We start from the raw sequence: 13,267 nt of genomic DNA, 5'->3' as shown, positions 1-13,267 counted from the left end.
ACCCGCCGCTACAGCGGCGGGAAGCGGGGCTCGCGGCGCTCCAGGAAGCTGGCGACGCCCTCGGCGAAGTCGGGACGGCCGAAGGACTCGACCATCAGGCGCGCGGCCGCCGACTCCGCCGACTCCAGCGTGCTGTTCCAGTCGCCCCAGAGCTGGCGCTTCATCACCGCCATCGAGGCCGGGGAGCTGTGCACGGCCAGCTCCCGGGCGTAGGCCAGGGTCTCCTCCATCAGGTTCTCGCCGGGCACCGACCGGGAGACCAGGCCCAGTTCGCAGGCCTCGGCCCCGGTGAACGTCCGGCCCGACAGCAGCAGGTCCATCGCCCTGGCCTGGCCGATCAGCCGGGGCAGGACCCAGGACAGGCCGTACTCTGCGATCAGGCCGCGGCGGGCGAAGGCGGTGGTCCACTTGGCCTCGGCGGCGGTGAAGACCAGGTCGCAGTAGAGCGCGTGGACCATGCCGAGCCCGGCGCAGGCGCCGTTGACGGCGGCGATGATCGGCTTGCTCACGGTGACGGGGAAGGAGGTGGGGCGCTTGTCCGGCTCGCCGTCGTAGGAGCCGTCCTGGATGGCGTTGAGCGTCTGGAAGTCGGCCCCGGCGCAGAAGCCCCTCCCCGCCCCGGTGACCACGATCACCCGGACCTCGGGGTTCTGCTCCGCCTCCGCCAGCTGGTCGAAGTAACGCCGTCCCATGGCGTCGGTCCAGGCGTTGAGCCGGTCCGGCCGGTTGAGCGTCAGCGTCAGCACGCCCCGGTCGATCGACGGCAGCACCAGATCCAGCATTTTCCCGCCCCTTCCCTGCGGACTACAGAATAACGTTCTACACCTTTTCCCCTTCCGGCGACAGCGGGAACGGGCACCCGAGGCTCCGGTCCACCGAGTCGGGATGGTGGACGAAGTTCGGCGAGAGCCTCCTGTCCTCGTAGTAGCGGTGGAAGACGGGGGTGGCCGAGCCCGAGATCGGAGGAACGATCCAGCTCCAGTCGGCCGGGCAGACCCGGCCCGCCCGCTCCTCCCGGTCCAGGTGGGTCAGGAAGCGCCGAGACTCGGTGTGGTGGTCGGTCATGGTCACCCCCGCCCGCTCGAAGGAGTGCAGCACCGCGACGTTCAGCTCGACCAGGGCGTGGTCCCGCCAGAGCGAGCGGTCGGTGGCGGTGTCCAGGCCCAGCGCCCGGGCGACGGCGGGGATGAGGTTGTAGCGGTCGGCGTCGGCCAGGTTCCGCGCGCCGATCTCGGTTCCCATGTACCAGCCGTTGAACGGCGCGGCGCGGTAGCAGATCCCGCCGATCTCCAGGCACATGCTCGCGATCGCCGGTACGGCGTGCCAGCGCAGCCCGAGCTGCTCGAACCAGGGGTAGGACGGGTGGGAGAGCGGGACCTCCAGCACCGCGTCGCCGGGGATCGCCGAGAGCAGCGGCGGCCCGTCCCCCATCGAGACCGCCAGCGGGAGCACGTCGAACGGCGTGCCGGGCCCGCCCGCCCAGCCGAGCTTGCGGAGCATCGTGGTGAAGTCCGCGTACCGGGGGTCGCCGATGATCGAGCCGTCGTCCATCTCGTATCCGGCGTACCGGATGAGCTGCTCGTTCCAGATCCGCGGGCCGGGCGCCCCGGGCCGGTCGGGGGCGAACACCGTGATGGTGGGCCGGATGCGGCGGCCGGGCGCCGCGGCCCGCAGATGGTTCACGCACTCCACCGCGACCCCCTCCGGGGTGTCCACGTGCCTGCGGTCGCGTACGCGCAGCGAGTGCCAGTAGAGCCGCCCGATGCACTTGCTGCTGTTGCGCCAGGCCACCCGGGCGCCGTAGGCCAGCTCGCCGGGCGTGTGCGTGTACGTCCCGGTTCTCGCGATCTCGGCCCGCACCTCGCGCAGGCGCGGTTTGACCGGTCCGGCCGAGGGGTTCTCGGCGTGGAACAGCTCAAGGTACTCCTCCGCCTCCGCCGGGTCGGCGCAGGGGACGGGGCGCTCCGGCGCCCGCCCGCGCGGACCGGCGTCGGCACCGTGGATCGGATCCCGGGCACGCCGGGATCTCCGCCAGGTCAGCACTGAACAACCACCCATGTGTGGCTCACGGGCACGACGGCCGTTCCGGGCGGCGCGGTGCCCTGGCCGCAGTGGCCCTTCCCCACTGCGATCGCTGTGGTCCGCGGCAGCCGCGCTCCGCGCCGTCGCGTCCGCGTCGTCGGACGCGCGCGACGACGCAGCGTGCGGCGCTCATCATTTTCTGTGATTCAACGGGATTTGTCCGTAGAACAGGACAACGAACGGCGAGAGCCCGGAAGCCATGGCTTCCGGGCTCTCGATGCGTTGCTCCCGCGATAGGACTCGAACCTATAACCTGCCGGTTAACAGCCGGCTGCTCTGCCGATTGAGCTACACGGGATCGTGCTCTGCACCGCCTGACCGGGGGTTTTCCTCCCCGCTCCCTGCGGCGCATGAATAGATTAGCGCACTCCGGGAGTGCGTGTCGCATCGACGGCTCGGGGTGGATCGGAGAGGAAACGCGATCCGTGGGTAGGGTCCCGGCTGAGCATGCCTATGGAGGTGGAAATGCGTTACCGGATGATGTTCTGTACCGGTCTGGCGGTGGGATACGTCCTGGGGAGCCGCGCCGGCCGGGAGCGGTACGAGCAGATCAAGCGGATGGCCCAGCGGGTGACGGACAACCCGTCCGTCCAGGAGGCCGCCGGCCTGGTCGGTGCCCAGGTCTCCAAGATGACCACGATGGCCAAGGAGCAGGTGGCCGGCCGCCTGCCCGGCGCGCGGGGGCACGAACCGCACGACGGGACCGGCACCGGCTGGCCGGACGAGGTGAAGACCGCCACGCCGTACTGACCGCCGGGCGGGCGGCCCTCACGGGGACCGCCCGCCGGGACCCCTCAGACGCCGAAGCTCCGGCGGACCCCCTCCAGCGCCTGCTCGGCCAGGGCCCGCAGACCGGGATCCTGCGGATCGAGGCCCTCGTCGAAGGCGAACTCCCAGACCATCCGGTCGTCCTCGGCCCGCCGGGCCACCAGCCGCACTCCCCCGCGCACGTCCAGCGGGACGTACTGGCTGACCACGATCGAGGCGACCACCCGTTCCCGCACGGCCTCCGGGACCCGTCCCGGCTCCGGCAACCGCACCCGGTGCGTCCGCCCTCCGGTGGTGACGACCGTCAGCCCCTCTTCGTCCCACACGCCGCGCTCCACCTGGAACCACGGCAGCCGCGTCCCGCCGAGATAGAGCGCGCGGTCGGCGACGACCACGTACCCGTCGGGCCCCTGGGCGTGCGTGAGCACCCGGTCGCCCGCCCGGACAGCGGCCCGGACCTCGGCGGGCGTGCGGTTGAAGAGTCCCATCGGCTCGAATCCCTCCAGCGTGGCGCCCCGGCTGCGGGGACGTCGGAACTCCACGCTATCGGCGGGCGGACCGGCGCCGCGGCGCCGGGAGGACCCGTGTCAGGGCTCTGCGGCGTCGGCGAGCAGGTCGAGGGTGAGCGCGGCCGACCAGGAGAAGTCCCGGCCGCCCCGGCCGCTGCCGTCGAACGGGTCGAAGCACTCCCGGAAGCCCGCCTGCCGTACCAGGCGCAGGGTGGCCGTGGTGAGCTGGCGGGCCAGTTCCGTCCGGCCGTGCACGGCCGCCGCCCGGCGCAGCAGCCAGTTGGTGTTCACCCACGACGGCCCCCGCCAGTAGCGGGAGCGGTCGAACTGGGGCGCCCGGATCTCGCAGCTCGGCACCGGGTATCCGGCCGCGCCCATGAAGCGGGCCGACTCCAGCGTCGCCGTCAGCGCCGCCGCCACCCCGCTGGGGAGCCCGGGATCGAGCAGCGGCCCGAAGCCGCCGATCGTGCGGACCGGGATCAGCCGGCCGCCGCGCAGGTCCAGGGCGTGGAACAGGCCGTCGGCCCAGAGCCGTTCCAGCAGCGCCGCACGGATCCGCCCGGCGGCCTCCTCGTGCGGCCGGGGGTCGGCTCCGGCCACCGGGGCCAGCTCCGCCAGCGCCTGGCAGGAGGCCAGCCAGATCCCGTTGAACATCGGGTCCTCGACCGCGAACGGGTGGTCCCGCCGCAGGTAGGTCCCGTCGTAGCCGGAGTCGCGGTAGCGCAGGGCCAGCCAGACGTAGCGGTCGTGGTGGCTGTCGGGGTGGCGCTCGGGGAGCTCCTCCCGCCGGTAGGCGTACCGGACCACGGGCAGCGCCTCCAGGGGGTCGTCCCAGACGGGACTGTCGTCCATCCCCGACTCCCACGGGTGCACGATCGCGGCCAGCCCCGCCCCGCCCAGGTCCCGGGTCCCGGCCAGGTAGTCGTGCTGGGCCGCGAGCATCGGGTAGACCCGCCGGACGAGGGCGGCGGCCTCGCCCCGGTCCGCCGCGTGCCGCCACACCTGCCGCACCGCCAGGGCGTGCAGGGGCGGCTGGGTCAGGCCGGAGGTGAGCACCCCGGCGGGGGCCGCCGGGTGGTCCTGGGAGCGCCAGACGGACGGGCCGGGGAAGTAGACCTCGGCGTGGGCCGGATGGAAGACGATGTGCGGCACCATGCCGGTGCGCCACTGCCCGGCCAGCAGGCTGAGCAGCTCGGCGGCGGCCCTGCGGGTGTCCCAGCGGGCCAGCCCGATCGCGACGAAGGCCGAGTCCCAGCTCCACTGGTGCGGGTAGAGGCCGGGCGCGGGCACGGTGGCGGAACCCGTCCGGTTCGCGTCGAGCACGGACCACGCCTCGCGCCCGAGCGCGGCGTCGTCTACGGCCGACCGCGCCTCCATCCGTCCAGTCTGCGCCGTTTCACGGGCATAAAACAATGTTTCAGGAAAACAGTCCTTCACCCCAGAAGGAACCGGGTGTCACACCTCCGGGACAGGCCCAGATCCCCGACCCGACGTGCTGGATGTACTCGTTGAGCGGGTCGCGCGCCGCCAGCGCGCGCTGGATGGGGATGAACCCCTTCTCCGGGTCGCGCTGGTAGGCCAGGAAGAACAGGCCCGCCTCCAACCGCCCCAGCCCGTCGCTGCCGTCGGTGAACGAGTAGCCCCGGCGCAGGATCGTCACCCCGCCGAGCGCGTCGGGGTGCGACAGCCGCACGTGGGAGTCGGCGGGGAGCTTCTCCAGCGGGACCGGGTCGTGCTCGCGGGCGGCGCCGTACGGCGCGCCCTCCCGCTTGGTGCGGCCGAAGATGTCCTCCTGCTCCTTGAGCGAGGTCCGGTCCCAGGTCTCGATGTGCATCCGGATCCGCCGGGCGACCAGGTAGGACCCGCCGCGCAGCCACTCGGGCCCCTCCTCGCCGACCCAGACGTGGGCGTCCAGCGCGGCCTCGTCGGTCCCGGCGATGTTGCGGGTGCCGTCCTTGAACCCGAACAGGTTGCGCGGGGTCTGCGCGTCCGGCGTGGTCGAGGAGGTCTTGCCGAAGCCGAGCTGCGACCAGCGCACCGAGGCCGTGCCGAAGGCCAGGCGCACCAGGTTCCGTACGGCGTGCACGGCGACCTGGGGGTCGTCGGCGCACGCCTGCACGCAGACGTCGCCGCCGCTGCGGGCCGGGTCGAGTTTGTCGGCCGGGAAGCGCGGCAGCTCCTTGAGCCTGTCCGGCGCGGGCAGTTTCAGCTTCTCGAAGAAGGACGGCCCGAACCCGACCGTCAGCGTCAGGCGGGAGGCGGGCAGGCCGAGAGCCTCGCCGGTGTCGTCCGGAGGAGCCAGTTCCGGCCCGGTCGCCCCGCCGCCGACCTCCTGCGCCGCGGTCATCCGCACGGCCGCCGCCGTCCACTCACGCAGCAGTCCCGCCACCTTCGCCGGCGAGTCCGTGCCGAGGTCGAGGGCGGCGAAGTGCAGCCGGTCCTGGACGGGGGTGGCGATCCCCGCCTGGTGCGGGCCGTGGAACGGGACCGGCCCGCCGGGCGCGGCGGCGTGGACGGGCTCCGGCTGCGCGAGCCGTACGAGACCGGCGCCGGCGGCGGCGCCGGCGCCCACCGCCAGGCCCGCGCCGGTCAGGAGCCTGCGGCGGCTGAGGTCGGTCATGGTTCCCTCCTCCGTGAGGGGATAGGGCGGCCCGGCCGGGGCGTGCCCGGCCGGGGTTGCGGGTGCCGGGCGGGTCAGCCCGCCACGACCGCCGCGAGGCCGGAGAGCGGCTCGGCGAGCGCGTTGACCGCGTCGGCGAGCTCCTTGACCTGCTCCTTGGTGAGCTTGGTGTAGGAGACGTAGCCGTCACCCTCGGCGTACTTGGCCAGCAGGGTGTTCAGCTCGGCGAACTCGGTGTCCAGCGTGGTGACCAGGGCCGGGTTCTTCTCCATCACGACCGGGGTGAGCAGCTCGTAGACCTTGAAGGCGCCGTCCACGTTGGCCTTGAAGTCCCACAGGTCGGTGTGCGAGAAGGCCTCCTCCTCACCGGTCACCTTGCCGGTGGCCACCTCGTCCAGGAGCTCCTTGGCCCCGTTGGCCATGGAGCTGGCGGTGATCTCCGCGGCGGGCAGCTTGGCCTTGAGCACGGCGAGGTCCTCCAGGAGCATGTCGGCGTACTTGGACTCCTTCTTGACCGTCTTGGGGGCCTCCCACAGGGCCTTCTCCAGGCGGTGCCAGCCGGTCCAGGTGGCGCCCTCCTCCAGGTCGGCCTCGCGCAGGTCCACCTTGGGGTCGATGTCGCCGAACGCCTCGGCCACCGGCTCGATGCGCTCCCAGCCGACCCGGCTCGGCGCGTAGAGGTCCTTGGCCTTCGCCACGTCGCCGTCCCTGAACGCGGCGACGAAGTCCTCGGTCTTGGCGATGCTGTCGTCGACCTGCTCGGTGATGTAGGCGCGGTAGTCCTCCACGGCGCGGGTGATGCGCGGGTCGGCCTGCGCGGCGAGCTCGCCGGAGACCGTGATGTCCTGGCGGATGCCGTCGCCCTCGTGGTTGGGCTTGCAGGCGACCTGGTAGGTGCCCGCGCCGAGCTCGACGACCAGGTCGGCGGTGGCGCCGGGGGCGATGTTGGCCCGCTCGCTGACCACGGTCTTGTCGGCCCGGAAGACGTAGAGCCAGGTGGGCTCCTTGCCGTTGTTCGTGAGCTTGAAGCTGATCACACCCGCGGCCAGCGCGGTCTTGGACGGCACGCAGGTGGTGTCGGTGGCCGCGACGTCGACCGACTCGGTGACCTTCCCGGTGGGGGCGGGCTGCGGGGCGACGGCGGCGCTGCCGCTACCGCTCGACGAGCCGCCGTCGGCGCCGTCGTCACCCGAGCTGCACGCGGTGAGGGCGAGGGCGAGGAGGCCGCAGGCGGCTGCGGAACGGAGGACGGAGGGCATAGAGGCTCCTGAATGTCAGTTAGGCGTCCCTAACTTAGCTTTCCCTAAGCTCTCAGCGCCAACCAGGGGCGGCTTTCAGGTCGGTGTGATAGAGCGGCGCCTTCCATCCCACGCCTGCGGCAGGCCCGGCTCACGCCGGTCGCGGACCGCCGGCCACCGGCCGCCGTGCGCCGGCCCCCGACCGGCCGACGCACGGCGCGGCCGCCTTCCGCGGACCGAGGACCGAGGACCCTGCGGCGGAACGCGAGGGCCGCTTCGGCGCACAGGCCTCCCCCGCAGGGCCGAGGCATATCAAGGCGTCCGTCGGACAGGGTCAAATCCACTTCTCCATCGCTTGCATCCGGCGATGCATCCGTTAACGGCACCCCAACCGCCGCTCCATCAACACCGCGGCCGCCCCGAAAACGCCAATAATAATTTACTCGACAAATCGAATCCATGTTGATACCGGGAGATATTCTGACATTTAGGGAGATTACTTGCTGTGCATCCGCCCTGCAACGGGTGGAAACATGGCCGATTCGATGGGAGGTATTCCCGTGAAGGCGAAGACCTCGCGACGCGGCCTCCGCCCCAGGCCCTGGCACGCGCTCGCCGTCCCCTCCGCGATCGCCATGGCGGTCGCCGTCCCGGGAGCGGCCGCCCACCCGTCCGCCCTGCAGCCCTGGACCGTGACCGGCACCGTCGACATGCACATCAGCGACTACGAGACGTTCGGCTCGAACGAGACCTGCAACCACCGCATCCCGATCACCAACACGGGCACCACCGGAACGACCTCGAATTACTGGTACTTCGGAAAATGCGGAGGAGAGATCCGGGTTGAAATACACTACCGGATCAGCCGGGATCAATCCGGCAAGCTCTCCGCGAACGGCGACGTCTACTTCTACGAAGGCGCCAGCGAGAACACCACCGACCTGGACGGCACCGAGCACTTCAACCTTCCGGTCCCTCCGCGCTCAAGTGGTTCCACGAGGATCCACGTGGCGAACTATGCGGAAGGCCAGCCCGCCGACTTCGCAAGGGTGACGCTGGCCCTGAACAACCCGTAATCCACTCATCTACGACATAGGGCCGATGCGGTGGATCCGTCCTTCGCGGTCGAGACCCCGGCGGAGACACCAGAAGCATCCGCCTGCCGATGTTCGCCCGCCCCCTGTGGTGGCGGAGACGAACCCGATCCGATGGGAGGCACTCCCATGGAAGCGAAGACCCCGCGACGCGGCCCCCGCTCCTTCAGGCTCCGGCACGCGCTCGCCGTTCCCTCCGCGATCGCCGTGGCGGTCGCCCTGCCGGGGGCGGTCGCCCACCCGTCCGCCCGCCAACCCTGGACGGTGACCGGCACCGTCAACATGCGCATCAGCGACTACGAGACCTTCGGCTCGAACGAGATCTGCAACCACCTCATCCCGATCACCAACTCGGGCACCACCGGAACGACCTCGAATTACTGGTACTTCGGAAAATGCGGAGGAGAGATCAGGGCGGAAATCCATTACAATATCAGCCGAAACCACTTCGGCACCGGCAGGGTGAACGTACGCGGAACGGCCTATCTCTATGAAGGCGACAGCGAGAACACCACCGACCTGGACGGCACCCGGGGATTCCAGCTCGCGGTCGAATCAGGCAAGACCGGCTCCGAAGTGATCAGCGTACAGAACACCGACGAAGACCAGCCCGCCGACTACGCCAGAATAACGCTGACCCTGAACAACCCGTAGAGGGTGGCCGAAAAATTCAACGTTCAGCGCGCGCCGCCGGATGCGTGAGGCCCGGCATCCGATCTGCGGGTCCAGGATGAAGAAAGCTCACTGCAGCCGCCCCGGGGGGAGATAATTCTTTATCCGACAAATTTGGCATTTCATGCCGTATCGGCATCCGCCTACTGATGTTCGCCCGCCCCCTGTGGTGGCGGAGACGAACCCGATCCGATGGGAGGCACTCCCATGGAAGCGAAGACCCCGCGACGCGGCCCCCGCTCCTTCAGGCTCCGGCACGCGCTCGCCGTCCCCTCCGCGATCGCCGTGGCGGTCGCCCTGCCGGGGGCGGTCGCCCACCCGTCCGCCCTGCAGCCCTGGACGGTGACCGGCACCGTCGACATGCACATCAGCGACTACGAGACGTTCGGCTCGAACCAGATCTGCAACCACCGCATCCCGATCACCAACACGGGAACCACCGGAGCGACCTCGGCCTACTGGTACTTCGGAAAATGCGGAGGAGAGATCAGGGCGGAAATCCATTACAGCATCAGCCGCGACTCCGGCGGTTTTCTCAACGTAAAGGGAAATACCTACCTCTACGAAGGCGCGAGCGAGAACACCGCCGACCTGGACGGAGAACAGTCCTTCCGATTCAAGGTGCCTCCGCGTTCCACTCACTCCAAGCTGATGGAAGTGTGGAACACCGACGAAGACCAGCCGGCCGACTTCGTCAGGCTGACGCTGACCCTGAACAACCCGTAATCCACTCATCCACGGCGAAGGGCCGATGCGGTGGATCCGTCCTTCGCGGTCGAGACCCCGGCGGAGACACCAGAAGCATCCGCCTGCCGATGTTCGCCCGCCCCCTGTGGTGGCGGAGACGAACCCGATCCGATGGGAGGCACTCCCATGGAAGCGAAGACCCCGCGACGCGGCCCGCGCCTCTCCAGGCTCCGGCACGCGCTCGCCGTTCCCTCCGCGATCGCCGTGGCGGTCGCCCTGCCGGGGGCGGTCGCCCACCCGTCCGCCCGCCAACCCTGGACGGTGACCGGCACCGTCAACATGCGCATCAGCGACTACGAGACCTTCGGCTCGAACCAGATCTGCAACCACCTCATCCCGATCACCAACACGGGAACCACCGGCGCCGCCTCGTACTACTGGTACTTCGGAAAATGCGGAGGAGAGATCAGGGCGGAAATCCACTACGAAATCCTGCGCAACGCCCTCGGTCATCTGAGCGTGGCCGGCAGGGCCTACCTCTACGAAGGAACGAGCGAGGACACCACCGACATGGACGGGCAACGGCCCTTCCGGTACTCGGTCCCTCCGGGCTCGACCAATTCCAGAACGATCAATGTGTGGAACGAGGACGAAGGCCAGAGCGACGACTCCGCCAGGATAACGCTGACCCTGAACAACCCGTGATACAGGCGGCCGCGGAGGCCGAAGGCCACGACCGCCCCGCATCCGCGGTCACAGCCGCCGGGCGCCCGCATAGCCGCCTCCCTGCGGCCCCCGTGCGCGGACCCGGATAGTTCGTCCCACGAACTTCAGGGCTCCTGAATGTTAGTCTGGCCGGGTGGCCAAGAATGATGACGGCTCGGTCGGGGTCGTGGCCGCGCTGGTGCGGTCCGCGTTCCTGGTGAACGCCGTGTACGCCGAGTCCGCCCGCGAGTACGACCTCACCCCGCAGCAGGGTCAGCTGCTGTGCGTGCTCATGGCGCAGCCGTACGGCATGGGCGAGCTGGGCGCGACGCTGGGGCTGGCCAAGTCGAGCCTCACCGGCCTGGTGGACCGCACGGAGCGCAACGGCCTGGTCGAGCGCAGAGCGGACCCGCAGGACACGCGTGCGGTGCGGGTCGCGCTCACCCTGCGGGGAGGCAGGATCGCGGAGGAGTTCTACACCGGGACCTGCCGGCGGATCGAGGAGCTGACAGGGGGGCTCGCCGCCGCCGAACGCGACGGGCTCGCCGCCCTGCTCGGCCGCGTCGTGCTGGACAACAAGGTCCCCGCGGTCTTCATGGAGCCCGGCGGAGGGGCCGCCGGCGACCGCGAGCGCTGAGGGCGCGCCACCACACCCGGGGACGGGGGTTGTAGTTCGTGCCACGAACCATTATGGTTCGTGGCACGAACTACAACCCTTTTCCGTTTCACCGGGAAATCCGGCGCCGCCTTGAAAGGTTGGGACCACATTGTCTGTGTCGGAAGTCCTCTTCGGCTTCGGCGCGCACAGCGGCATCGACGAGGTGCCGGAGCTGCTGCGCATGGTCCGGCAGGCCGACCGCGACGGGCTCGACGTCTTCTCCCTGTCGGACCACCCCTACATCGGCGGGCGCCTGGACGCCTACGCCGCCCTCGGGTTCGTCCTCGGCCGCACGGAGCGCATCGCCGGCTTCGCGAACGTCACCAACCTGCCGACCCGGCCCGCTCCCATGCTGGCGCGGACGGTGACGTCACTGGCGGCGCTGTCGGGCGGCCGCGTCGTGCTCGGCATGGGTGCGGGCGGGCTGTGGGACCGGATCGCCGACATGGGAGTGCCTCGGCTGTCGCCGGGCGATGCCGTGGACGCCTTCGAGGAGGCGATCGTCCTGGTCAAGTCGCTGTCGGGCGGCGGCCCGCCGGTCACCCACCGGGGCCGCCACTACCGGGTGGACCGGATCGAACCGGCTCCGGTGGCCGCGCCTCCCGTGTGGACCGGATCGGTCGGCCCGAAGTCCCTGGCCGCCACCGGCCGGGTGGCCGACGGCTGGATCCCCGGCCACGCGGCGGACTGGCTCAGCCAGCGGTACCGGACGTCCCGGCCGGTCATCGACGAGGCGGCGGCGGCCGCAGGCCGCGACCCGCATGAGATCCGCACGGTCTTCAACCTCCCCGGGCGCATCACCGACCGGCCGCTGCCCGCCACGCGTGACCGCGACGGCCGCTGGATCGGCGGCTCCGCCGGCCAGTGGGTCGAGGAACTGACCGGGGCCGTACTCGATCACGGCGCGTCGGGCTTCACGCTCTTCGCGGCCGATCACGGCACCCCGGACCTCGCCGCTCTCGGCCGCTGGGCCGGGGAGATCGCCCCGGCCGTCCGCGAGGCGATCGCGAAGGAGAACGGCTGAGCCGCATCCCGGCCCGTCCGGGCCGGTGGCCCGGGAGGTCCGGGCCACCGGCTCCGGGCCGGACTCAGTCGAGGTAGTCGCGGAGCATCTGCGCCCGGGTCGGGTGGCGCAGCTTCGCCAGCGTCTTGGACTCGATCTGGCGGATGCGCTCGCGCGTCACGCCGAACTCCCGGCCGACCTCTTCCAGCGTCCGGGGGTGGCCGTCGGCCAGACCGAAGCGGAGCTGGATGATGCGCTGCTCCCGCTCCGACAGCGTCGCGAGGATCTCGTCGAGCTGGTCCTGCAGCATGATGAAGGCCGCGGCCTCCATCGGCACGACCGCGTCGGCGTCCTCGATGAAGTCACCGAGGTCGGAGTCCTCCTCGCCGATCGGCGACTGCAGGGAGACGGGCTCCTGCGCGATGCGCTGGATCTCGATCACCCGGTCGATCGGCAGGTCCATCTCCAGCGCGATCTCCTCGGGCGTCGGCTCGCGGCCGAGGTCCTGGTGGAGCTGGCGCTGGACCCGGACGAGTTTATTGATCGTCTCCACCATGTGCACCGGAATGCGAATGGTGCGCGCCTGATCGGCGATGGCCCGGGTGATCGCCTGGCGAATCCACCACGTGGCATAAGTGGAGAACTTGTACCCCTTGGTGTAGTCGAATTTCTCGACCGCCCGGATGAGCCCGAGGTTGCCCTCCTGGATCAGATCCAGGAACAGCATCCCGCGCCCGACATAACGTTTGGCGATCGAGACGACCAGCCGGAGGTTGGCCTCGATCAGCCGCTGCTTGGCCCGTGTCCCCTGCCAGACGAGCTCCTTGAACTCGGGGAACGCCAGCCGCGAGACGACGCTGGTCAGCTTGTCCTCGGCGAACAGCCCGGCCTCGATGGACTTGGCGAGCTCCACCTCCTCCTCGGCCGTCAGCAGGGGCACCCTGCCGATCTCCCGCAGGTAGATGCGGACCAGGTCACTGGTCGGCGCCCGTTTTCCGGCATCCTCCTCATCGGATTTGGAGGGCTCCTCGTCGCCCTGGGGCTCGAGGACCTCCACTCCGTTCTCGGCGAGCATGCGGACGACACGCTCCAGCGCGTCGGACGGCAGCTCGGACTTGTCGAGAGCGGCGGCCACGTCATCGACGGTGACGCTTCCGCGCTCCCTTCCCTTCGCGACGAGGTCGGCCACCTGGTCTACCGCAGGCGGCCCACTTGGCAGCACCGATGCACC

14 protein-coding genes and 1 tRNA gene are annotated in these 13,267 nt (G+C 70.4%); 7 read left to right on the top strand and 8 right to left on the bottom strand.

Annotation, left to right across the window (positions count from 1 at the left end; translation table 11 throughout):
• Positions 1–8: 8 nt before the first annotated feature.
• The 3 genes from FHS22_RS03650 to FHS22_RS03640 all read right to left on the bottom strand — a co-directional run bounded on the left by FHS22_RS03650 (position 9) and on the right by FHS22_RS03640 (position 2,380).
• The gene (locus FHS22_RS03650; protein WP_184938422.1) at positions 9–782 is read right to left on the bottom strand and encodes an enoyl-CoA hydratase; all 774 of its coding nucleotides are present in this window, start codon (positions 780–782) and stop codon (positions 9–11) included.
• Positions 783–819: 37 nt separating this feature from the next.
• A complete protein-coding gene (locus FHS22_RS03645) occupies positions 820–2,058 on the bottom strand; it encodes a nitric oxide synthase oxygenase (protein ID WP_184938420.1) in 1,239 nt (412 codons plus the stop codon).
• 249 nt (positions 2,059–2,307) lie between these two features.
• Positions 2,308–2,380 (bottom strand) — tRNA-Asn (locus FHS22_RS03640).
• 167 nt (positions 2,381–2,547) lie between these two features.
• Between FHS22_RS03640 and FHS22_RS03635 the strand changes: the two genes are divergently transcribed.
• Positions 2,548–2,832, top strand: coding sequence for a YtxH domain-containing protein (locus tag FHS22_RS03635; protein WP_184938418.1), 285 nt, complete (start codon positions 2,548–2,550; stop codon positions 2,830–2,832).
• 44 nt (positions 2,833–2,876) lie between these two features.
• Here the strand turns inward: FHS22_RS03635 and FHS22_RS03630 are convergent, their stop codons facing one another.
• The 4 genes from FHS22_RS03630 to efeO form a co-directional block, all read right to left on the bottom strand.
• Positions 2,877–3,338 (bottom strand): hypothetical protein, encoded by a 462-nt coding sequence (locus FHS22_RS03630; protein WP_184938416.1) that lies wholly within the window; start codon positions 3,336–3,338, stop codon positions 2,877–2,879.
• Positions 3,339–3,437: 99 nt separating this feature from the next.
• Positions 3,438–4,736 carry an MGH1-like glycoside hydrolase domain-containing protein gene (locus FHS22_RS03625; RefSeq protein WP_184938414.1) on the bottom strand — a complete coding sequence of 433 codons (1,299 nt, stop codon included), beginning with the start codon at positions 4,734–4,736 and terminating at the stop codon, positions 3,438–3,440.
• Positions 4,737–4,776: 40 nt separating this feature from the next.
• A complete protein-coding gene (efeB, locus tag FHS22_RS03620; protein WP_184938412.1) occupies positions 4,777–5,979 on the bottom strand; it encodes an iron uptake transporter deferrochelatase/peroxidase subunit in 1,203 nt (400 codons plus the stop codon).
• Positions 5,980–6,053: 74 nt separating this feature from the next.
• Positions 6,054–7,238: an iron uptake system protein EfeO gene (gene efeO / locus FHS22_RS03615; protein ID WP_184938411.1), complete on the bottom strand. Its 1,185-nt coding sequence runs from the start codon at positions 7,236–7,238 to the stop codon at positions 6,054–6,056.
• A 539-nt stretch (positions 7,239–7,777) separates the two neighbouring features.
• Between efeO and FHS22_RS03610 the strand changes: the two genes are divergently transcribed.
• From FHS22_RS03610 to FHS22_RS03585, 6 genes are all read left to right on the top strand, one after another.
• A complete protein-coding gene (locus FHS22_RS03610) occupies positions 7,778–8,293 on the top strand; it encodes a hypothetical protein (protein ID WP_184938409.1) in 516 nt (171 codons plus the stop codon).
• A gap of 147 nt (positions 8,294–8,440) precedes the next feature.
• Positions 8,441–8,965 (top strand): hypothetical protein, encoded by a 525-nt coding sequence (locus FHS22_RS03605; RefSeq protein ID WP_184938407.1) that lies wholly within the window; start codon positions 8,441–8,443, stop codon positions 8,963–8,965.
• 225 nt (positions 8,966–9,190) lie between these two features.
• On the top strand, positions 9,191–9,709 hold the full coding sequence (locus FHS22_RS03600) for a hypothetical protein (RefSeq protein WP_184938405.1): 519 nt from the start codon (positions 9,191–9,193) through the stop codon (positions 9,707–9,709).
• Positions 9,710–9,856: 147 nt separating this feature from the next.
• A complete protein-coding gene (locus FHS22_RS03595; RefSeq protein WP_184938403.1) occupies positions 9,857–10,375 on the top strand; it encodes a hypothetical protein in 519 nt (172 codons plus the stop codon).
• A 154-nt stretch (positions 10,376–10,529) separates the two neighbouring features.
• Entirely contained in the window at positions 10,530–11,012 is a 483-nt protein-coding gene (locus FHS22_RS03590; RefSeq protein ID WP_184938401.1) for a MarR family winged helix-turn-helix transcriptional regulator, read from the top strand.
• A 136-nt stretch (positions 11,013–11,148) separates the two neighbouring features.
• Positions 11,149–12,057 carry an LLM class flavin-dependent oxidoreductase gene (locus FHS22_RS03585; protein ID WP_338047573.1) on the top strand — a complete coding sequence of 303 codons (909 nt, stop codon included), beginning with the start codon at positions 11,149–11,151 and terminating at the stop codon, positions 12,055–12,057.
• A gap of 64 nt (positions 12,058–12,121) precedes the next feature.
• Here the strand turns inward: FHS22_RS03585 and rpoD are convergent, their stop codons facing one another.
• Positions 12,122–13,225 (bottom strand): RNA polymerase sigma factor RpoD, encoded by a 1,104-nt coding sequence (gene rpoD, locus FHS22_RS03580; protein ID WP_338047572.1) that lies wholly within the window; start codon positions 13,223–13,225, stop codon positions 12,122–12,124.
• Between the last annotated feature and the right edge of the window lie 42 nt (positions 13,226–13,267).

It is taken from the genome of Thiemannella venezuelensis, from assembly GCF_014203605.1.
GTDB lineage: Bacteria > Actinomycetota > Actinomycetes > Streptosporangiales > Streptosporangiaceae > Planomonospora_A > Planomonospora_A venezuelensis.
Note: the sequence above shows the minus strand (reverse complement) of the source record. Positions and strands in the feature narration are given on the sequence as shown.

Excerpts from the sequence above, each read along its gene's own strand:
- FHS22_RS03650 (WP_184938422.1), bottom strand. The coding sequence starts at position 782 with ATGCTGGATCTGGTGCTGCCGTCGATCGACCGGGGCGTGCTGACGCTG.
- FHS22_RS03645 (WP_184938420.1), bottom strand. The coding sequence starts at position 2,058 with ATGGGTGGTTGTTCAGTGCTGACCTGGCGGAGATCCCGGCGTGCCCGG.
- FHS22_RS03635 (WP_184938418.1), top strand. The coding sequence starts at position 2,548 with ATGCGTTACCGGATGATGTTCTGTACCGGTCTGGCGGTGGGATACGTC.
- FHS22_RS03630 (WP_184938416.1), bottom strand. The coding sequence starts at position 3,338 with ATGGGACTCTTCAACCGCACGCCCGCCGAGGTCCGGGCCGCTGTCCGG.
- FHS22_RS03625 (WP_184938414.1), bottom strand. The coding sequence starts at position 4,736 with ATGGAGGCGCGGTCGGCCGTAGACGACGCCGCGCTCGGGCGCGAGGCG.
- efeB (WP_184938412.1), bottom strand. The coding sequence starts at position 5,979 with ATGACCGACCTCAGCCGCCGCAGGCTCCTGACCGGCGCGGGCCTGGCG.
- efeO (WP_184938411.1), bottom strand. The coding sequence starts at position 7,238 with ATGCCCTCCGTCCTCCGTTCCGCAGCCGCCTGCGGCCTCCTCGCCCTC.
- FHS22_RS03605 (WP_184938407.1), top strand. The coding sequence starts at position 8,441 with ATGGAAGCGAAGACCCCGCGACGCGGCCCCCGCTCCTTCAGGCTCCGG.
- FHS22_RS03600 (WP_184938405.1), top strand. The coding sequence starts at position 9,191 with ATGGAAGCGAAGACCCCGCGACGCGGCCCCCGCTCCTTCAGGCTCCGG.
- FHS22_RS03595 (WP_184938403.1), top strand. The coding sequence starts at position 9,857 with ATGGAAGCGAAGACCCCGCGACGCGGCCCGCGCCTCTCCAGGCTCCGG.